Source organism: Oleiphilus sp. HI0125 (genome assembly GCF_001635355.1).
Genome location: NZ_LWGF01000978.1, coordinates 1 through 21,078 on the forward strand (window position 1 = coordinate 1; position 21,078 = coordinate 21,078).

A 21,078-nucleotide genomic window follows, 5' to 3' on the forward strand; every position below is an offset into this window, starting at 1 on the left:
TCTTTTTTTATAGATAACAAATATTCCAATGATAATTATTTGCTGCAAATCGCAGCAAACATATTGACCCTAAAAAGCGAATGCGTATAATGCGCCCTACTTCGCCAGTGTGATGAAATTGGTAGACATGTCGGATTCAAAATCCGATGCCTTCACGGGCGTGGCGGTTCGAGTCCGCCCACTGGTACCAAGTTATAAAAAAGCCCGATTAGCATATGCCAATCGGGCTTTTTTATTTCTAACACCTAAGTCTATTGACTTAAAAATCGCTCCACTTTCTTTATGTCGTCTGGCACGTCGACAGCAATTGAATCAGCAGTAGTCTCTGTCATTTTAAGCTTATAACCAAGATCGACGAACCTTAGTAATTCCACGTCCTCAAATTGCTCATTAATTGTTTTTCCTAAGCAACCCTGCTCTGCAAAAACCTTTAACGCTTGCTTGGTAAAACCATACACAGGAATTTGTTGACGATAAACAGACTCTACACCTTTCACATTAGAAAATGGCACAGGAAGTCTCGACATATACATCAATTCGTCTAAAGCATTAANAACTACTTTTACTATCGTATTGCTTTGTATTTCTTTTTGATCAGAAATGATCTTGTAAAGGTTATATGCAATATATGAATCGCCATGTTTTTTGTATTGCTCGACCAACTGATCAACCACAACTGGATCTATAACAGGCTCATCACCTTGAATGTTGATGTAAAAATCATAATCAAGCATTTCGGCTACTTCAGCTATGCGATCAGTGCCTGTAAGGCAAGAATCACTAGTCATCACAACAGGAATATTTTCAGATCGGCAGTATTGTTCAATACGCTCATCTTCAGTCGCAACAACAACCTCATCCAAACTATCCGAGAGCATAGCCCGCTGACAGGTCCGTTTAATCATCGGTACACCAGCGATACTTACTAGGGGCTTACCCTCAAACCTTGTTGATTTATAGCGAGCCGGAAGAACACCTAATATACGCATAATTTTTACCAAGCACTCCATCCGCCATCAACATTCAATACCTCACCCGTTACATAATCGGAAAGAGACGAAGCCAGATAGACACATGCATTTGCGATGTCTTTAGATTGTCCCCAGCGACCTTTAGGTGTTCGATCTAATGTAAATTGATATAGATCAGTCTTCTTCTTGAAATTATCGGTATAAGACGTTTCGCAGAAGCCAGGAGCAACAACATTTACATTAATTCCAAATTCAGCCCACTCAAGCGCCAAGGATTTCGTCAAACTAATAATTCCACCCTTGGATGCTGCGTATCCACTTAATTCAGGTAAACCAAGCGTACCAACAATGGAGGCCATATTGATGATTCTCCCTGATCTCTGCTTCAACATATGCTTGCCAAAGGCCTGACACATTAAAAACGTACTACCAAGATTTACATCCATGACATTACGCCATTCATCGTATGCAATCTCAATAAATGGCTTTCTAAATCGCATTCCAGCGTTATTTATTAGAACATCTATTTGACCATACTTTTCGAACACTGCATCAGCGAAAGCATTCACTTCATCAACACTTGAAACATCACCGTAAAACGTAAATAAATGCTTTGAGTTCTCGCCAGCTGAAGCGCTGAGATTTAAAAGGTCTGCTTCAGTACGCGTAATCGCTGCGACCTTACAACCTAATTCAAGAAAACGAAGTACTGTCTCAAAACCGATACCTTTACCAGCACCAGAAACAACAACCACTTTACCCTTTAAATCATCCAAAACCTGTTCCTTTAAAAACTTTTATCTAATGACATGATCAAAAGCTTCATCAATATAGCTAGTTGGCACATCACTATATACCTCAGCCTTACCAAAGCTATTAACTAAGATTAGCCTCAAGGCATTGTCTTTTCGTTTCTTGTCTTTGTGCACGTTCTTTTTGCATAACGCTCTCAACGCGTCTCTATCAAAGTCATACGCTGCAGAATCCACATATGTTGGCAATTCATATAGTTCAAGCAAATGAGCAATCTGCCGATAAATACCTTGATCTAAATCTAAATATCTCTCCGCTATATAAGCCACAGCCATGATACCTATCGCGACACCTTCTCCGTGTCGATATAGTTCTTTAGCATGACGTTCTGTCGAGATCTCAATAGAATGCCCAAGCGTGTGACCATAGTTTAAAAGCAATCTTCGGCCACCCTCTCGGGTATCACCTTTAACATGGGCAATTTTTATTTCTAGTGTTCTAGAGATAAATTCAACAACATAAGACTGCTCGCGATTGTAGATCTGCGCATGATTTGAAACGAGAAAGTCACAAAAATGTTTATCAGCAATCAATCCGCATTTAATCACTTCTGCAATACCAGAGAGGTAATCACGCTTAGGCAGGGTGTCTACAAAATCAAGGTCAATGAGATTCATCAATGGGTGATAATAGTTACCGATGGCATTGATTGTTCTTCGAAAGTTGATCGCAACTTTACCGCCAACGCTGCTATCAACCATTGCCATGAGAGATGTAGGTATATGAACCAGATTCATTCCTCTAAGCCAAGTACTTGCTACAAAACCTGCTAAATCTCCAATTACACCGCCACCCAAGGCTACCAATGTAGCATCACGTGGGAAGTTATTTTCTTCCATGATTCCATAAATCTTCATTACCTCATTGATACTTTTATTACCTTTACCAGCATCCATAAAATAATGAAAAACAACGAACCCATGTGACTCCAAGTTTTTTGAAAGGCGACTTACAGCCGAGTCTTTGAAAAATGAGTCTGCAACGATTAACACCTGTTTGTTGTTAGTTTTTTCAGCTAAGAGCTCTGGAAATAATTCAAGCAAACCTCGTCCGATATTGATCGGGTAGCTTTGTCCATCAAATTCAACGTTGAGAGTTTTTATAATACTCATGTATGGATCAGCCTTTGACATCAAGATAGGTTTGAAAACATGCCAGAGTTAACAATCAGTTCAGCAATTTCAAAATCTTCATCTTCAATCAGATCATGACCTTCAAAGTGATTAACATTATGAATATATGCTTTGCCGCCAACCCGCTTTCGTTCTTTTTCAAATATTGACCGCGTAAAGACATAGAGCGAAGACTGCTCAAGAATAACTGGCTCTATGTCTTTTAATTGAGGTGTTGGTAAATCCAATGAATAGTTAAGTGGACGGCCCTTGTGCCAACAAAACTTCTTAAATGTGTGTGCAGTAAATGCTGAATCAGCCCTGCCCTCAACAACCTCTTGAATGCATGTTTCAATCGATTCAAGCTGAATAAATGGGCTATTCGGGTGCATTAGAACAAATACATCAGCATCTGAAAGCTTGAGAAACTCCTCGATAATTTGTTCAATCGAGATACCATTATCATCTAAAAATTTAGGTCGCTTAATGATCGAATATGAAGGCCCTTCTATGTATTCTTCAATCTCATTACTTGACGAAAAAATAACACTCTCAGCTATTAGCTCGCTGCTCGCAAGAACATTAAGGCTATAATTAATAAGCGGTAGCCCGCCTAACTTTTTGGTAGCACGATTAATCGGTGCACCGGTTTGAGAGTGATACCCCATCCAAAAAGGGATAAAAGCAACAACCTTCATAAGCGTTCGCAATCCTCAGCAATTAGATCAGAACGTAAACGAGAAAGAGCCTCATCCCAAGTTCCAAACATTTTCTTGTAGTACATACGCGATTTAGGATAAAAGCCTGACACATGTTTTTCAGCCATAAACCAACGAATGTTTTCGATCGCCAATGTGAGCACAGGAACTCCGCAAGCTCCTGCAAGCTCGCTCATCGCTGTGGAAACAGACACCACCGAATCTAATTGAGAGATGATATGAGCTAGTGATGCCTGATCATCTTTCAAGTCAATGCCATAGAGCTCTATTAACTCTAGCCCTTCAGATCTAAAAGCCTCACGTTCTTCATCGCTGAGCCCATACTGAAGACTGATAAATGTCGCTTCAATACCTGATAACATCTGCGCAAATTCCTGCGCAGTGCAATACCACTCGTTTCTCTCTTTCAGAATTTTGATGCTTCGCCAACATAACCCTATGATTGGTTTTGAACTGTCTTTTACAGGAAGATCAGACTGATCACCCTCATAAGAAAAAAAGCCGTCTTCGAGAAGTTTCGAGTCATATAAGCCATCACTATATCGCAAGCCTAAACTACCAACGCAAAGACAAAATTCAGGCGATACATCATGCAAAATTTCCGGAGTTAACGATTCAGTCGCCAAACACTCAACATCTGGGTACATGTGCTGAATAACTGGGTAAAGCCTCGCATCATAAATAATTGAGACCTTCTTAGCCTCCGCCACCAATCGTTTTATGAAATACGCATAACGAATCTGATCACCTAATCCTTGCTCTGCATAAACCAATACATGCTTATTCTTTAGATCAGAAGCTCCATCCCAATAACACGCACCGTTAGACTCACAATACTGCTTCAGCCACAAAGCAACGGGACGATTTTCATATAATTCAAATGCACGATCCCAATCTCCAATGCTGAAACACAACAACGAAAGTGAAAATTTTGAAGGTTCATGCCCTTGCGCTATTAAATTACTAAACAGTCTGTCAGCCTCGACCTTTCTATTTGTTTTGTCGTAAACCTGAGCTCTGTAATATTGCGTCATAACCTGATCTGGATTAATCAGTTCGGCTTTTTCAATCAACGCTTCGGCTTCATCGTAATCATATAAACTGTAGCGACAGACAGACTTTCTGATAAGTACTTCATAACCAACACCGAACGCATCAATATAACGCTCAATGACCTCCTCAGATGCTTCCCAACGTTCCAACTGTTGAAGAACAAGCGCAGCATTCATTAACGACTCACGATCATTTTGGTCAAGTTCAAATGCCTTGACGTAATGCTGAGTCGCGAGATCTAACTCGCTGATCTGTCGGTAAAAGCCTGCTGCGTGGACATGCGTTTGGGCATAATCAGGCTTCATTTTCAATGATGCTAAATATAACTTTTTGGCGTTGTCGCGATCACCCAATCGAAACAACGCAGAAGCCATTAAATTAAAAATATCGGGTGAGGCTATATTCGCTTGCAGCAGAGTATTAAGAAGCTGTGCAGTTTTTTGATACTGACCCCGCTGATAATTTGTTAGCGCCTCGGCAAATACATTATTTGGGTTAATAGTCATGAAACACCTAAAACATAAAAACTTGCCGAGTATATTGAATAAGCGGGCATCTAAATATGAGATCGTTCAGGTTTGTAATTGATTCATAAATAATTTTCACTTTTTACGACAAATCACTATAAAACTTAACGCGACTCCCCCCTCTCTTTACTAGTCTTGATCCACATCAGTTTGTATCGGCACATAAGCCTCTAAAATCGCGAGCATTTTTATGTCACAGACTAGCGACTCACAAATGAAATCAATCGAATTACTCTCCCCTGCAGGCTCTATTCAAAATATGGAGTATGCATTTGCCTATGGCGCCGATGCCGTTTATACAGGTCAGCCTCGGTATTCTCTACGCGTGCGAGAAAATGAGTTCAACAAAATAGAAAATCTCGCGAAAGGGGTGCAAATTGCGCACTCACTTGGCAAACAGTTTTTCATCGCTAGCAATCTCAGTCCACACAACAACAAGGTGAATACGTATCTGCGTGACATGGAAGAAGTCATCGCCATGAAGCCCGATGCAATTATCATGTCCGATCCCGGCCTCATCACGATGGTTCGTGAGAAGTGGCCCGATATGCCTATTCATTTGTCTGTGCAAGCTAATGCTGTTAATTGGGCCACCGTAAAGTTTTGGCAGAAACAAGGACTTACCCGCGTCATCCTATCTAGAGGACTATCTCTCGACGAAGTAGAAGAAATTAAGTAGCGTTGTCCCGACATGGAGTTGGAAGTTTTCGTTCATGGCGCGTTATATATTGCCTATTCAGATCGTTGCTTACTATCAGGCTACACGACCCATCGAGACTCAAATCAAGGAGCCTGTACTAACAGTTGCCGCTGGAAATACCAAGCGCATGAAGCGAAAGAAACAATTGAAGGCGACATCATCGCTAAAGCTCCCGGAATACAAACCTTTGACCCCAGTGATATTGGGGATACGGCTAGGATAAACTCTTCGCCAATCTACCTGCTTCAAGAACAAGGCAGACCTAGTGAATATAGGCCTGCCTATGAAGATGAGCATGGCACTTACATCATGAACTCGAAAGATCTTCGAGCAGTTCAACATGTGAAACGTTTGATAGATATCGGCGCAGATTCTTTGAAGATAAAAGGTCGAACGAAATCTTATTATTACGCGGCAAGAACAGCTCAAGTATACCGACAAGCCATTAACAATGCGCTCACCGGTAAAGAGTTCAACATGGGGTTAATGAACGAGCTTGAAGGCATGGCGAATCGTAAATACACAGAAGGCTTTTACCGACGTCACTTGCCCGATGAATACCAGAATTATGAAACAGGTAATTCTCGGTCCGAGAAACAATTATTTGTGGCTGATTTAGTGAGTATCGACAAAGAGCAGAGCCGCATCCATTTTATTGCACAAAATAAGTTCGGAATTAACGACAAACTTACCTTGCTTACACCAGAAGGAAACATTGAAATTTCCGCCAATGACATGCAACTGAGTAAAAATGGCAACCATTGTGAGGAAGCACTTGGTTCAGGATACAAAGTCAGTTTGCCATTTAACGAGGTAAGTCACATTTCAGAGACCGCACTGCTGAAAGGTTTGTTAGCCAAAAACGTCACATAAACTGCGCCGTACAAAAATATCAATTCTTATCTTGGCAATAACAAAGCCAGGCTCTGTGTTCTCAAGCATACTAGTCGTTCGTGGTTACTTGATTAAACAGGATAAGAAAAATGACAGAACAACATTTCGATGTGATTATTATTGGCGCTGGACTATCAGGAATTGGCAGCGCCTGCCACATATCGAGAGAATGTCCTGATAAGTCTTTAGCAATCATTGAACGAAGACAAACAATGGGCGGAACTTGGGACTTATTTAAATACCCTGGCATTCGATCAGATTCAGACATGACTAGTTTTGGCTACCAATTCAAACCCTGGTTCTCTGACACTGTGTTAGCTAAAGGTCCAGACATAAGAAACTATGTAAACGATACAGCGCAAGAATTCGGCATCACCGAGAAGGTAAAGTTCGGCCTCAAGATAATCAGTGCCAACTGGTCTTCAACACTTCAAAAATGGGAACTCTCTGCTCTAAATGAGCAAACTCAAAAAACGGAGAACTTCACGTGCCAATTCCTTTTAAATTGCACGGGATATTACGACTATGATCAAGGTTATAAACCCAAGTTCTTAGACGAAGATAGATTCAAAGGCGAAGTTCTTCATCCTCAACACTGGCCTGAGAACTATGACTACAGCGGTAAGAAAGTAGTTGTCATTGGTAGTGGAGCAACTGCGATCACAATCGTTCCATCCATGGCCGATACAGCAGCGCACGTTACGATGCTCCAACGCTCTCCTACCTACATTATGTCATTACCTGACACAGACAAAATCGCGCGCTTTATGATCAAAATTATGCCTGACTCTTGGGCATATTTGATCACTCGTAAGCGAAACATCTTGATTCAAAGAGCACTGTACGCTGTCAGTATGAAATGGCCGAATTTTATGCGAAAGCTCCTAATGAAAAATGTCAAAAAAGAGCTCGGAGAAAATGTCGATACGAAACATTATTCGCCTCGCTACAACCCATGGGAAGAACGTCTATGTGCAGCACCTGATGGTGACTTCTTCGCAAAAATAAGAGACAAAAAAGCGAGTGTTGTGACGGATGAAATAGATCGATTTAGTGAAAACGGCATAATTTTGAAATCTGGAGAAAAATTGGAAGCCGATATCATCGTAACGGCGACGGGGCTTAACCTTCAAATGATGGGAGGTTTAAATCTGACGATTAATGCAGAAGCGAGCCCATTATCTGAAAAAATGACGTACAAGAGCGTTATGATAGAAGGTATACCAAATTTTTCTTGGGTGTTTGGATACACAAATGCACCTTGGACACTTAAATGTGACATTGCGTCCCGTTATATTTGCAGGCTAATAAAACACATGGATAGTCAAGGTCATGTAGTAGCCACTCCGACAGATAACGGAGACAACAAAGCTTCGGAAGGAATTTTAGACGGCTTTGAACCTGGCTATGCTCAACGTGCTAAGCATATGTTGCCACGTCAAGGTAAAGCAGGCCCATGGCGCTTAGAAATGAATTACGCGAAAGACAAAAAAATATTGTTGAATCATCCAGTAGCGGATGAGTTTATGAAATTCGAGAGCAAGAATAATGCTTCCGTTGAGTCTTCGATTAAGAATAAAGCCGCTTAATAATTAAAATGACTAAGACAGAGGTCGCTTTATGTACGATATGAGTTTCCCTCCCGTGGTTATCATTCATGGTATGTGGAGTACGGGTGATACCCTATCTGAATTAAAGCGAACCTTTGAGTCTGAAGGGTATGAGACCCACACGCCTGATCTGCCTTTTCACATCCCTAAGGATAGCCATACATCAACAACGAAAGCGCAATTAGCGACTACAAGCATCAGAGATTATGTTGAGTTCGTAACAAGTTATATTGACGAGCTTGATGAAGTACCAATTCTTGTTGGCCACTCTATGGGCGGACTCATTGCACAACTTGTTGCCCAAGAGAAAAAAATTCATCGCTTAGTCTTACTATCGAGTGCAGCGCCAGCGGGTATTAATGGATGGAGCTTATCTGTTATCCGTTCATTTGGTCACAATTTATTCAAATTTCCGCTATGGAAAAAAACAACCGAACTGACGCTTCGTAATGTGCAATACGGCATTGCCAATACCCAAACAGAAAGAACTCAAGAAGATATTTTTACACTATCGACACTGGAGTCCGGACAAGCGTCTACAGAGATTGGTATGTGGTTTGTTCTTTCTAACCCACCGACGAAAGTAGACCCGACAAAAATAGATTGCCCGATTCTTATTTTATCCGGAAAAGAAGATCGAATTACCCCGCCAGCACTGCAACTAAAGATTAAATCTCTATTTCAAAACAAGGCAACACTTCAACTGATGGAGGGAGTTTGCCATTGGACGATCGGTGGTACCAATCTTCCTCTAGTCCAGGCTCATATATTTAATTGGTTAGGACAACAACGTTGTTAAACACGCCGCTTGATTTTCTAAGGGTAAATCTGATTTAGGGGAATCTCTAGCTCTAGAGAGCCAATTTCCATATGTTTTACTTCCCAAGACCCCGAGCTATCTTCAACCACTGATACTGTTCGCAGATCTTTGGCTCTCGTATAGACCAACAGCATGGTTTCTGCATCGACATCCGTCTGTTTTACTTCGATAACAGATTTTAGATAGCCATAGCTAGACCACGTTTCAGCATGCGAAGTAGCAGAAATATCACTTATCACACGTGTTACATTTTTATCTCGATCGAGCATCACAATCTGAGGAATAAAAGCTCCATGCTTTATCCCATACTGTTTATATCCCTTCACAAAGGTTTTTACAGTGAGTAAATAGTCTTTCTTTAAATTCGGCACACGGACCAAACGATAGCGACTATCGCCATCAATGAATCGATAAGAGAAGTCGTCTTGGCCAATAGGGACATGTAAGCTCTTGTCAGACCTTAGCTGTAACACACCAACATTCGGAATTTTGTTACAACAACGCGTATTAAAACGCTCGAAGTAGCTATCAGCCTCGCCTAAGGACAAAATTCTAGCAACGTTTGGATCGGCATTGTCAGGAAGTGAAATAGACTGATTAACATCCTCTACCGAATGAACAGTTGCTTTGCTGACACTTTCATTGGTTTTACGTCTTTCTATTTCTTCCTTAATCACCTGCGGGCTGTAAAAAATAACACTCGACTCACCAGTACCATCAAACGTAACAAAGAATGGACGATCGCCATCGCTATCTACATTGCCTTGAAGAAGATCTTCACTGTCTACAAACTCAGCAGGATTGACTTTCGTTGCATCATACGCATTTCGTCCCTCATTCGCTCTTAAGCGCCGAATGACCTCATCTGTCTCATTCTCCTGAGACAACCTCAACTCTCTTTCAAAAGGATTTTCAGCTTCTTGTTCTGCAACAGAATTAGCATCAGGCACATTTGAGGGAACAGAAGAATCGCTTGAATAGCTATTCGGTTCAATGATTGAGGGTTGGCTTACACTTTGTTGTGATTGGTCATCTGACAAAGCTTCTGACTCCGATATAGGATCTTGAGCTAAGCTGTCACTCACCCTAGCAGAGCTTTCAGTAGGACTATCAGGCTCTGATACCGCTGAAGATTCCCTTTCTTCAAGACGAGACTTTTCAGATTCACTCAACTCGGAAAGAGGCGTTGCACTCGTGCTTCCAAAAGCATCGTCAGACACAACATAACGCTTAGCATGCACTAAGCTTGACGCGTGTAACAGAAGAATTATGAAAGAGATTCTAAGCAGCATATTAGAACTGTCTTTTGAACTGTAGCCCGATACCGTAGATTCTAGACGAGAATTTAACATCTAGCCCCGCATAAGGGTTGTACACCACGTTAGTGAAGTTAGTACAGTTTAGGTTACAACTCGTATTGTTGGGAATGTAATCGACCGACTGCATGTAAAACATGCTCGCCCCAACTTTAGTTTGCTTGTCCCATTTATAACCAAAGCCTATGCCCCAGTGTTTCATATCACCGACTGGCACAGGCCCAAAAACATCCTTACCGACAGGCGAGTCTCTAAGCTCCAGTCCATAACGGATGTCTAAACGCGAGTTCACATGCTGGGTAATCCCAATGCCATAGTGCCAAGTATCTTCAAGACCTAATGGCAGAGTTAACGAATCTTCGGTCACCAAACCAGATAAAAGACGGGCAGTAGTCAGTAACTCTAAGGGGCGATCAAAATGAAATGTCCATTCATCCCAAACACTCCAGTCTGTCCAAGTCGCGTCAAGATTAACGGTCCATTCAGGATGAACCCGCATACTAATACCACTCTTGAATGTTTGCGGTATTTCATAGTCCATATAGATATTACCAGCCTCGAATGGCACCCCTCTAGGCAAGCCAAGTATCGCAGCGGTTATCGCTCCAATAATCGAGCCGTTGAAGCCCTGCCAGAACGCAGTCCATTCATCGGTATAATCCATAAGGAAAGTGCCGCGCAACTCCATCTCGGCACCCGTCATATAAGAAGCTCCCCAAGAGAACCAATCAGTAGGCTCCCAGAGAACACCTAGATTATAAGTAGGCGACAATGACTGCTGCATATCGATATCTATGCGTCCTACGCTATCCCAAGGTCCAATATTCCCCTGACACAAGGATAAGAATGGCTGCAATGGATCCCGACGCTTACCAATAGGTTTGTCGAACTCACATGCGAACGCATCCTGTAAGATCTCGGTTACTGCGATCAAGAAGTTTGGCGCACGGTTATTCTGCGCGATAGCAAAACCTTGATGCGAGAGTTGTATGCCTGCGCCTACCGACCATTCGTCACTAATTTCATAGCCAACAGCTGGAGAGAAAAAAGTATACCTCTGAATAGCAGCCTCTTTACCTAAGAATGTCCCTGGGTCTTCAGCGTCTTTAAAAAGTCCCAACGGAGAGTGCATGTAGTTTTTTGCAGCGAATGTAAATTTTGATCCTGGCTCATTGACAGAAAAACCAAACTGGAACGGCAAAGGTGCGGGACCACTCCATACCCATTGCTGAAGGCCAAATCCTGGAATGTAAATCGCTGGTTTACTTGTATGGCTTTCTCCGTAGCCATCACCGCCAACGACTGGATCCCTAGGAACGGATGGGTCATAAGTGTTAAAACCGGTCCCCTCTAGACCAAAGATTTCGTAATCATCTCCAGCAATGTAAGCAGCATCTAAATCAAGACCGATAATATATTGATCAACTTCGAACTGACGGTCTTTCAAGTTAGTCAGACCTGCAGGATTGTGGTACACCGCTGCAATACTGGGATCACGATCTGCCACGACCGCATTACCCAAAGACATAGCACGACTATCTATAGTAATGCCATTACCAACCTGCGCTAGCAATTGAGGTGGAAAAACGAGCATGACCGTTGTCAGCGCAACAAACGCTCGCTGGATTGGTTTTGTAAACTCTCTCACATTCGCTCCGATTGTGAACTTACCAAGTCCACGCACCGATGTTAATCGGCAAAGAGAATCCTAAATTAAAATCAGACGCATCTTCCGTCAGACCAAAACCAAAACTTGTATTGATAATTGTGGTCGGATCAACACGAATACCTAACGACATATTCATCGAACCACTGGCTGAGTCTTGTGTTTCAGCATTTGTTCCGTCGGTAAAATACAAATTCGTTGCAGTGTTGTAGCTTACGTTAGTAGAGATACTTAATGAGGTGTCATAAGACAACGAGTAAGAAAACCCACCAGAGAATGAAAAACTTTGTCCGTTATGGACCGCTTTGAGCACTCGTCCACCTCGAACTTGGTTCAAACCATTTTGCTCAAATGAATAACCCGCATTTACAGAGCCAAATACCACTACCGGATCCAATACTTTTGATGCATTAACGCCAGTACTGAAACTATATGTACCACTACCAGTGGACAGTCTGCGCTGAGGGTTTATCTCATATGGGCTAACACCCGTTTTGGTACTCAGGGAAGAATTTACTGTTATAGTCGGCCTTCCTGGGACATAAGCAAAAGGCTGCCAACGTAATCCCAAACTAATATCACCAAAGTCAGTAACTGACAGCTCTCGAGTGGTGTCATAACGAGTAGACAAAGGGATATTGGTGCTGATCGTAACGTTGTTTAAAATACCATAAGCAAAGCTAAAACTATTCGTCATACTATGCGTGGCGGTGGGGTTAACATCTAAGTTACGAATTACGTTATTGACAACCTCTAGGTCAATTCTCGAATCAGACGTATATGAGTAACTAAATGAATAAGAGAGCGATTTTCCGCCAGATTTAAGCATCGAATAGCGCTTCTCTGCTGCCTGAAACACCTCTTCAAGTTGAGCGGTTTCGCTCTCATCGTCACCTTGTTGCGCGAGTGCTTCACGCGCTCTATCAGTAGATGACTTTTCTTCTGCCAAAACATCTAGGCTAACTCCTGCTAGAAACACAGAAGCCGCTATCAGCCGTAACCATACAGCCATGAGAAAATCCTTGTTAATACTCGCTTCGTTCGCTTTATATTAATTTCTACGGTAATGCAGCGTCTTAGTCGTGTTCTCGACTATAGGCGCTCCATTCGCAATATCTTCTGGAGAGTTATTCTTTAAACGTTCAATTTCGTTCTGCACTCTCCACTGGCGCATATCGAAATAATCCGGATATTCTTGGAACGCTTGCAAAGATAGAGTTTGCTCATCAATAAACCGTAAATCTTCTTCTCTCAATTCCAATCCATCAACTGGCTTAGTGTCACCTGGAAACACAACAAACAATACGTTTTGATCCCAAGCTTCTTTAAATCGATCAATCGTGAAAGTTAAGTTCCCTTTAGATGGATCAGCGATAAACACACGATCATCCTTAACTGTTTTAACCACCACGAAATGCTTAAATCCGGAGTATTGAATAGGAACAATTGCCGGATGATCCAAATCAATTAAGTCTTGCATTTCAGCCCGAAAGCCACCTGCAGGAAATCCCAATGCTGTAACAAGTCGCTTCATATCAAGCATCGAAAAACCACGACGCTCTACGATTCTTTCATTCTCCCCGTAGTGAAGCAGTCCTTCCATCACCTGACGTTCTTGGAAATTACGCCCGAGATAATGTTGTAGAATTGTGGTTAATGCGGCCGAACCACAGCTGTAGTCGTATGCTTGTCGAACAATATTTCGAAACTTAATTTCAGAATATGGTTCAACTTCTTCAAAAAAGAACTTTTCTGGTTTGTCATTAGAATTATCAAACCCGTAATACACTAATCCCTGCTCGTGAGGCTCTACTTCCTTAAAGCCTAATAGCAAGTTTAGAAACAATACTGACGCAGTCGTAACTAAAACCATTGATGCTTCCGATAGGGCTTCGCCAAACCAACGAAAAACCCAAATAAAACTTAGTGTTATTTTGGAATCGCACGATACCGCAATTCACTTTATTTTAAAGATAACCAGTACTCAATCTATATGGGCAAACAAAAAACGGGAGCATTTGCTCCCGTCTAAATTAACCAAGTTGACTACAGTTTCTCAACTTCAGCTGAAGACTCGACACTCATCATGTATGCAGCGTAATCGGTACCGCCATAACTCGCCCCAAGAGAGCCCTTAATACCCTGCTTCTCGATAATTGTGATATCCGAGAGATCACCCTCGTTAGCAGAAGTCAAAGCCACCAACGCAAACTCTCCAGAGTTTAAATCAAAGCCAGCTACAGTACTTTCACCATCATCCGGTTTTTGCATTGCAAACACCTTGAACAACAAGCTTGCATCAACAAACGCGTTGTCACGACGCACATCGGTCTTTAACTGCCAGTCAAGCTCCATATCAGCAGCTACCGCTTCTGCCTTTTCGCCAGCTTCAACGCGATCGACAAATGCCTTTCCAATAGATGCCGCATAGTCTCTGGACTTCTCAGACTCTAACTGAGATACAACCTGATCACGCACTTGGTCGAGAGGCTTGATTGACTCCGGATGATAATCTTCCACTTTAAAAACGACCGCTACGCCCTCTTCAAGCTCAATCAGTTCGCTATTATTTTCGCCCGAAAGATTTTCTTCATTAAAAAGAGCCCTTTGCACTTTCACATTAGAAAACACAGCATCTTGAGTAAGTCGAGAAACACCAGCCAACTGATTAATCTCCAACCCTAACTCCTCAGACGGATCAATTAGATCAGGTGCAGAATAGCTAATGTCAGCAAGTTGCTGGCTCAAATCCACATATAAATTAGATAGTTTTTCTTGCTTAATTTCTTCCTCGATCACTAAGGCGCGATCCGCAAGTGCTGGAGGCTCGTTAACTTGAATATCAAGAAGTTTGATAACGTGATAACCAAATTCCGTCTTAACCGGCTCAGAAACAGCACCTTCCTCAAGTGCGAAAAGAGCATCCTCAAATCCAGAAACATATACGCCTTTAGCAGAATAACCCAACTCACCACCATTTTCGGCAGAGCCCTCATCAGCAGATTCTTGTTTCGCGATTTCTGCGAAATCTTCACCCGCGTCAATTCGTGCTTTCAATTCCTGCGCTTTTGCTAGTGCTGATGACTCATCCAACTCTTCGGTAATCGCAATCAATATGTGAGAAGCGTTACGCTCTTCTTCTCCCACAAAATCTTGAATCTCTTGATCATAGCGAGCCTTGATCTCTTCGCTTGTCACTTCAACATCTGTTAGCTCAGATTGACGCAATACAACATAAGACACATCTACGCTCTCAGGTTTCTTAAACAACTCCTGATTGCTTTCGTAGTAACTAGCAACATCCGAATCTGACACCGACACTTGATCTAAAAATTGTGAGGAGTCTAATACCGCCATTCCAAAGTCACGCGTCTGACGATCAAGCTTCAACAAAGATTCTTCTTCAGCGTCTAATACAAATGAAGAGCCCAAAAATGCTGAACGACTCTGATCTAAGACAAACTGTTTAGCCAAGCTTTCTCTGAACGTATTTAAAGAAAATCCAGCTGAACCTAAAACTGACTGCATTCTTTCATTACTAAACTGCCCGTCAATTTGAAATTCACTCATATTTCGAATGTACTCGTCCACCATCTGAACAGATATGAATAAACCTTTATCTGAAGCGTCTTGTTCGAGAATTTTTTCCTGAATCATTCCATCAAGCACTGACTGACCGAGAAGTCCATCATCAATCAAATCCGGATCAGCTGCGTCGCCCATCTGCATCAAAAGCTGACGTTTTTTTCGCTCTACTGCGATCTGAAACGCCGACTCTGGAATGCCCTCACCATTCACTTCTGCAACCTCTGGCTCTCCACTGATACCACCAACAATGGATTCAGCGCCAAACAGCGCAAATGTAATAGCAATCGCCCAAACGATTACTTTCGCTGTGGTACCTTGCATACCTTGACGAACGTCTTGAAGCATAATGCCCTCTGAAATAACTACTTAAACTTTATGATTATCACTTTATTAGTGACGATATTTACAAAAAAGGCGCATTCCTAAGAACACGCCTTTTCGACGAGTAGCCTCTCGGCTACTTTCAGGCAAACGCTTAGTTAACAGCGTCTTTAAGAGCCTTACCAGCTTTGAAGCTTGGAATTTTTGCTGCTGCGATTTGGATTTCCGCACCAGTTTGTGGGTTACGACCAGTACGAGCTGCACGATCTTTTACAGAAAAAGTTCCGAAACCGATAAGCGTTACTTGATCGCCGCCTTTTAAAGCACCAGTGATTGAATCAACGAACGCGTCTACCGCACGTCCTGCTGCTGCTTTTGAAATGTCTGCTGAATCTGCAATTGCATCGATAAGTTCAGATTTGTTCACACTAAACCCCTTAGTTTAATTTGGTTTACGTTGTTAGATGTTGGACGCATTTCTTATTTAATTAAGACGCGATCTAATTCTTCTTAGTATAGAGTTCTAACTTTTTAGAAATTCTATTGAGTGGTCTCAGAGCCCGCTAGAATACTGCTGCCAGACGACGAAACAAGTTATACCAACTGTCTAAAACCACTGTCAAGGCAGCATTTACGCTAATGCGTATTTATTCTGCGATCTGAGCCTTTTGTTTTGTTTTTCTGCCCTTTTTGGCCTTTTGATGAGGAATCCGCTTGACCTTCCGGCGCATATGCGAGAGCAATATCGAGCACCTCATCAATCCATTTAACTGGAATGATATCTAAAGACTCTTTAATGTTTTCAGGCACCTCTTTGAGATCCTTCTCATTCTCATGCGGAATCAATACGGTTTTTATTCCACCTCGATGCGCAGCTAGCAGCTTTTCTTTCAAGCCCCCAATCGCAAGAACCTGACCTCTAAGCGTGATCTCTCCTGTCATCGCGACGTCGGCCTTCACAGGCACTCCTGAAAACGCAGATACCATCGCTGTGCACATGGCAATACCAGCACTTGGCCCATCTTTTGGAGTCGCACCTTCTGGCACATGAATATGCACATCGTTAGTCTCATGGAAATTGGCATCAATACCCAATGCATCGGCTCGGCTACGAACAACCGTCATAGCTGCCTGAATAGACTCTAGCATTACATCACCAAGAGAACCCGTTCGAACAACTTTACCCTTACCGACAACACTCGAGCACTCTATTGTGAGCAACTCACCGCCTACCTGAGTCCAAGCTAATCCGGTTACATGCCCGATACGATCCTCGACATCCGCTTTACCGTAACTGAACTTCCTTACGCCTAAAAAGTCAGACAGATTATCTGCGTCGACACGCAACTGGCCGTTTACTTCTTTGAGGGCAATCTGCTTAACAACCTTCCTGCACAGCTTTGCAATTTCACGCTCTAAGCCACGCACTCCAGCCTCTCGCGTATAGTATCGAACAACATCGCGCACTGCTGACTCGTCGATTATAAGCTCTCCCTCTTTAAGCCCATTATCCTTGACTTGCTTAGGAATTAAATAACGCTCGGAAATATTCAACTTCTCATCCTCGGTATAACCAGGAATTCGAATTACTTCCATTCTATCCAGCAATGCCGGCGGAATATTCATCGAGTTGGACGTACAAACGAACATCACATCAGACAAATCGTAATCGACTTCTAGGTAATGATCGCTAAACGTTGAGTTTTGCTCGGGATCTAAAACCTCCAATAGGGCAGATGCTGGATCACCACGATGATCCATCCCCATTTTATCGATCTCATCCAAAAGGAACATCGGATTCTTAACACCGATCTTGGTCATTTTCTGGACCAATTTACCCGGCATTGACCCAATATAGGTACGACGGTGACCACGTATTTCTGCCTCATCACGAACACCACCCAAAGCAACACGTGTAAACTTTCGATTTGTGGCTTTTGCTATCGATTTACCTAATGAAGTTTTACCTACACCTGGAGGACCCACAAGACATAACACAGGGCCTTTTAATTTTTTAACACGCCCTTGAACCGCCAAATATTCGAGAATACGATCTTTTACTTCCTCTAACCCATAATGGTCACTATCAAGAATTTCTCTCGCTTTAGCTAGGTCGTTTCTTACCTTACTACGCTTCTTCCAAGGCATACCAACAAGCCAATCAATATAGCCGCGAACAACCGATGCTTCTGATGACATTGGCGACATCATTTTTAGCTTCTTAAGCTCGCTCTCAGCTTTTTCTTTTGCGTCTGCACTTAAGCCAACAGTCGCAATTTTATTTTCTAATTCTTCAAACTCGTTGCCACCTTCTCCAAGAGTACCCATTTCCTTTTGAATAGCTTTCATCTGCTCATTCAAGTAGTACTCTCGCTGACTCTTTTCCATTTGCTTTTTAACGCGTCCACGAATGCGTTTTTCTACCTGAATAAGATCAACCTCTCCTTCAATAACAGCAAGTAGAAACTCAACACGCTGAACAACATCTGACTCTTCCAATACTTCCTGCTTATCTGAGATCTTCATCTCTAAATGTGTCGCAATCGTATCAATCAAACGCAAAGGCTCTTCAATCGAGGACAATGTGCTCACGACTTCATTCGGAACCTTCTTACTAACCTTAGCGAATTTTTCAAACTCACTAACCAACGCACTCGCCAGCGCTTGAAGCTCAACACCCTCAGGAATATTTTCAACAAGGTCATGTATTTGCGCTGAGACGAACTCTTCTTCATTAATCGCATCAACGACAACTCGCTTTTCACCCTCAACCAAAACTTTTACTGTACCATCCGGCAATTTGAGCATTTGCAAAATGGTGGCGAGCGTTCCAACGCGATACAACTCATCGATGCCCGGATCCTCATGATTAGCTTCTTTTTGAGTTACAAGAAGGAGTTTTTTACCCGCTTCCATAGCGGCCTCCAATGCTTGAATAGATTTTTCTCTACCCACAAACAAAGGCGCAACCATAGACGGAAATACAACTACATCTCGAAGCGGCAACATAGGTAAACCTACCACTTCATTTTCAACCTTATTTTCTATCTCACTCATTAATTGCATCTCCTACTCGCGTGAATATTTTGTAGATATGGGCAAACAGCATATTTACAAGGAGGCTAGTCCAACAAAAAAAGAAATCATTTTTAAATACGAAAAAACCAGCCGATTGGCTGGTTTTTTAATCAAATACTAAGACAGAATTATTCAGGCATTGCTTTCGCCTGATCTTTATTGTCGTAAATGCGAATAGGATCAGTCTCGCCTTCTATCACACTCTCATCTACCACAATCTTGCTTATACCATCTTCAGATGGTATGTGATACATGGTATCGAGCAATACATTTTCTAATATTGAACGCAATCCTCGAGCTCCCGTTTTTCGCTCCATTGATTGTCGTGCGACCGCTCTAAGCGCATCTTCACGAAAATCAACTTCGACACCTTCCATTTCAAACAATTGCTGATACTGCTTAGTGAGCGAATTCTTTGGTTCAGTTAGAATTTGCATCAATGCATCTTCATCCAATTCGTTGAGCGTCGCCACAACTGGCAAGCGACCAATAAACTCGGGAATCAAACCATATCGAACTAGATCTTCTGTCTGGACATCAGACAAAGTCTCGCCAACCGATTTTGTCGTTTCTTTGCTTTTAACTGTCGCACTGAAACCAATACTACTTTTCTCAGATCGATCCTGAATAACCTTATCCAAACCAGCAAACGCACCACCACAAATGAATAGAATATTAGAGGTATCAACCTGTAAAAACTCTTGCTGCGGGTGCTTACGTCCACCTTGCGGAGGCACAGAAGCGACAGTACCTTCGATCAACTTCAAAAGAGCTTGCTGAACACCTTCGCCGGACACATCTCGAGTAATGGATGGATTGTCTGACTTTCTCGAAATCTTATCGATCTCATCGATATAAACGATGCCTCGCTGCGCCTTATCAACATCGTAATCACACTTCTGAAGAAGCTTTTGAATAATGTTTTCAACGTCCTCACCAACATAACCCGCTTCCGTCAAAGTCGTAGCATCAGCGATTGTAAAAGGAACATTAAGTAAACGGGCAAGCGTTTCAGCTAGTAAAGTTTTACCACTACCTGTAGGACCAATGAGCAGAATATTACTCTTGCCAAGTTCTATATCAGACTTGCCACTACCATACTTCAATCGTTTGTAATGATTATATACAGCAACCGACAGAACAACCTTGGCTCTGTCTTGGCCAATAACATAATCATCAAGTGTAGTTTTGATTTCTTGTGGAACCGGAAGCCTATCGCTGCTCTCTTCCCCAGTACTCTCTTGAATTTCTTCACGAATGATGTCGTTGCATAAGTCTACGCACTCATCACATATAAAGACGGACGGGCCCGCAATAAGCTTTCTTACTTCGTGCTGACTTTTTCCGCAAAACGAACAGTAAAGCAATTTACCGTTATCTTCGCCTTTACCGTTTTTTTCGTCTGACATTTTTTTTCCCATTCCTGATTTGTTACACGCAACACTGGTTAACGAGCATCCCTGCCTACCAAGCGCTGCCAGGTATATTAATACTTATCGCTTCTCGATCACGGAATCAATTAAACCATAATCGACCGCCGCAGAGCCATCCATGAAATTATCACGATCGGTATCGCGCGCGATCGTCTCAAGATCCTGCCCCGTGTGATGCGACATAATACGATTCAACTTATCGCGAATCGTCAAAATTTCTTTTGTGTGTATTTCGATATCAGTTGCCTGCCCTTGGTATCCACCAAGCGGCTGATGAATCATCATTCTTGAATTCGGTAAACAATGGCGCTTTCCTTTTGCACCACCCGTTAATAAAAATGCCCCCATACTACAAGCTTGACCAATACATAAAGTCGAAACATCAGGCTTGATAAACTGCATCGTATCGTAAATTGACATCCCCGCAGTAACTGACCCACCCGGTGAATTAATATAC

Annotated in this window: 17 protein-coding genes, 1 tRNA gene and 1 pseudogene; 5 read left to right on the forward strand and 14 right to left on the reverse strand. The window is 42.3% G+C overall.

The features are described from left to right. Nucleotides 1-103 precede the first annotated feature (103 nt). Nucleotides 104-190, forward strand: a tRNA-Leu gene (locus A3762_RS16805). Between the two features lie 61 nt (nt 191-251). On the opposite strand, the gene A3762_RS16810 is transcribed toward A3762_RS16805, so the two are convergent. From A3762_RS16810 to A3762_RS16830, 5 genes are read right to left on the reverse strand one after another with little or no spacing between them, the layout of a single operon-like run. After that, a complete protein-coding gene (locus tag A3762_RS16810) occupies nt 252-989 on the reverse strand; it encodes a 3-deoxy-manno-octulosonate cytidylyltransferase (RefSeq protein WP_197469323.1) in 738 nt (245 codons plus the stop codon). Between the two features lie 5 nt (nt 990-994). After that, on the reverse strand, nt 995-1,747 hold the full coding sequence (locus A3762_RS16815; protein WP_068477025.1) for an SDR family NAD(P)-dependent oxidoreductase: 753 nt from the start codon (nt 1,745-1,747) through the stop codon (nt 995-997). Nucleotides 1,748-1,768: 21 nt separating this feature from the next. After that, a complete protein-coding gene (aroB, locus tag A3762_RS16820; RefSeq protein ID WP_197469324.1) occupies nt 1,769-2,896 on the reverse strand; it encodes a 3-dehydroquinate synthase in 1,128 nt (375 codons plus the stop codon). A gap of 20 nt (nt 2,897-2,916) precedes the next feature. Next, nucleotides 2,917-3,594, reverse strand: a complete 678-nt coding sequence (locus A3762_RS16825) for a cytidylyltransferase domain-containing protein (protein WP_068756720.1) — start codon at nt 3,592-3,594, stop codon at nt 2,917-2,919. Beyond that, on the reverse strand, nt 3,591-5,174 hold the full coding sequence (locus tag A3762_RS16830; protein ID WP_068756723.1) for a lipopolysaccharide assembly protein LapB: 1,584 nt from the start codon (nt 5,172-5,174) through the stop codon (nt 3,591-3,593). Before A3762_RS16830 ends, A3762_RS16825 begins: the two co-directional genes overlap by 4 nt. Before the next feature lie 481 nt (nt 5,175-5,655). Here A3762_RS16830 and A3762_RS28880 point away from each other — a divergent pair. The 4 genes and pseudogenes from A3762_RS28880 to A3762_RS16845 all read left to right on the forward strand — a co-directional run. Continuing rightward, nucleotides 5,656-6,429, forward strand: a pseudogene (locus A3762_RS28880) (U32 family peptidase); the annotation flags it as partial. A gap of 72 nt (nt 6,430-6,501) precedes the next feature. Continuing rightward, complete coding sequence (locus tag A3762_RS28885; protein ID WP_369820689.1) at nt 6,502-6,768, forward strand: U32 family peptidase C-terminal domain-containing protein; 267 nt, start codon at nt 6,502-6,504, stop codon at nt 6,766-6,768. 110 nt (nt 6,769-6,878) lie between these two features. Next, the gene (locus A3762_RS16840) at nt 6,879-8,378 is read left to right on the forward strand and encodes an NAD(P)/FAD-dependent oxidoreductase (protein ID WP_068756724.1); all 1,500 of its coding nucleotides are present in this window, start codon (nt 6,879-6,881) and stop codon (nt 8,376-8,378) included. A gap of 31 nt (nt 8,379-8,409) precedes the next feature. Continuing rightward, entirely contained in the window at nt 8,410-9,198 is a 789-nt protein-coding gene (locus A3762_RS16845; protein ID WP_068756726.1) for an alpha/beta hydrolase, read from the forward strand. A gap of 17 nt (nt 9,199-9,215) precedes the next feature. Here A3762_RS16845 and A3762_RS16850 read toward each other — a convergent pair whose 3' ends face one another. The 9 genes from A3762_RS16850 to A3762_RS16890 all read right to left on the reverse strand — a co-directional run. Further along, nucleotides 9,216-10,439, reverse strand: coding sequence for a MalM family protein (locus A3762_RS16850; RefSeq protein WP_197469325.1), 1,224 nt, complete (start codon nt 10,437-10,439; stop codon nt 9,216-9,218). Between the two features lie 73 nt (nt 10,440-10,512). Continuing rightward, nucleotides 10,513-12,183 carry an OmpP1/FadL family transporter gene (locus A3762_RS16855; protein WP_197469326.1) on the reverse strand — a complete coding sequence of 557 codons (1,671 nt, stop codon included), beginning with the start codon at nt 12,181-12,183 and terminating at the stop codon, nt 10,513-10,515. Between the two features lie 19 nt (nt 12,184-12,202). Further along, nucleotides 12,203-13,213 (reverse strand): transporter, encoded by a 1,011-nt coding sequence (locus tag A3762_RS16860; RefSeq protein ID WP_156493538.1) that lies wholly within the window; start codon nt 13,211-13,213, stop codon nt 12,203-12,205. A 39-nt stretch (nt 13,214-13,252) separates the two neighbouring features. After that, nucleotides 13,253-14,074, reverse strand: a complete 822-nt coding sequence (locus A3762_RS16865) for a C39 family peptidase (RefSeq protein ID WP_068756731.1) — start codon at nt 14,072-14,074, stop codon at nt 13,253-13,255. A gap of 173 nt (nt 14,075-14,247) precedes the next feature. Continuing rightward, nucleotides 14,248-16,134 (reverse strand): SurA N-terminal domain-containing protein, encoded by a 1,887-nt coding sequence (locus A3762_RS16870; RefSeq protein ID WP_068756733.1) that lies wholly within the window; start codon nt 16,132-16,134, stop codon nt 14,248-14,250. 130 nt (nt 16,135-16,264) lie between these two features. Then, nucleotides 16,265-16,537, reverse strand: a complete 273-nt coding sequence (locus A3762_RS16875) for an HU family DNA-binding protein (RefSeq protein ID WP_068477044.1) — start codon at nt 16,535-16,537, stop codon at nt 16,265-16,267. A gap of 209 nt (nt 16,538-16,746) precedes the next feature. Further along, nucleotides 16,747-19,167 carry an endopeptidase La gene (gene lon, locus A3762_RS16880; protein WP_068756735.1) on the reverse strand — a complete coding sequence of 807 codons (2,421 nt, stop codon included), beginning with the start codon at nt 19,165-19,167 and terminating at the stop codon, nt 16,747-16,749. Nucleotides 19,168-19,316: 149 nt separating this feature from the next. Further along, the gene (gene clpX / locus A3762_RS16885) at nt 19,317-20,597 is read right to left on the reverse strand and encodes an ATP-dependent Clp protease ATP-binding subunit ClpX (RefSeq protein WP_068756739.1); all 1,281 of its coding nucleotides are present in this window, start codon (nt 20,595-20,597) and stop codon (nt 19,317-19,319) included. 84 nt (nt 20,598-20,681) lie between these two features. Next, nucleotides 20,682-21,078 (reverse strand): ATP-dependent Clp protease proteolytic subunit (locus A3762_RS16890; RefSeq protein WP_197469327.1); only part of this gene is annotated, 397 nt, incomplete at its 5' end.

Coding starts and splice junctions, on each gene's coding strand:
- aroB (WP_197469324.1), bottom strand. CDS start 2,896: ATGAGTATTATAAAAACTCTCAACGTTGAATTTGATGGACAAAGCTAC.
- A3762_RS16825 (WP_068756720.1), bottom strand. CDS start 3,594: ATGAAGGTTGTTGCTTTTATCCCTTTTTGGATGGGGTATCACTCTCAA.
- A3762_RS16830 (WP_068756723.1), bottom strand. CDS start 5,174: ATGACTATTAACCCAAATAATGTATTTGCCGAGGCGCTAACAAATTAT.
- A3762_RS16840 (WP_068756724.1), top strand. CDS start 6,879: ATGACAGAACAACATTTCGATGTGATTATTATTGGCGCTGGACTATCA.
- A3762_RS16845 (WP_068756726.1), top strand. CDS start 8,410: ATGTACGATATGAGTTTCCCTCCCGTGGTTATCATTCATGGTATGTGG.
- A3762_RS16860 (WP_156493538.1), bottom strand. CDS start 13,213: ATGGCTGTATGGTTACGGCTGATAGCGGCTTCTGTGTTTCTAGCAGGA.
- A3762_RS16865 (WP_068756731.1), bottom strand. CDS start 14,074: ATGGTTTTAGTTACGACTGCGTCAGTATTGTTTCTAAACTTGCTATTA.
- A3762_RS16870 (WP_068756733.1), bottom strand. CDS start 16,134: ATGCTTCAAGACGTTCGTCAAGGTATGCAAGGTACCACAGCGAAAGTA.
- lon (WP_068756735.1), bottom strand. CDS start 19,167: ATGAGTGAGATAGAAAATAAGGTTGAAAATGAAGTGGTAGGTTTACCT.
- clpX (WP_068756739.1), bottom strand. CDS start 20,597: ATGTCAGACGAAAAAAACGGTAAAGGCGAAGATAACGGTAAATTGCTT.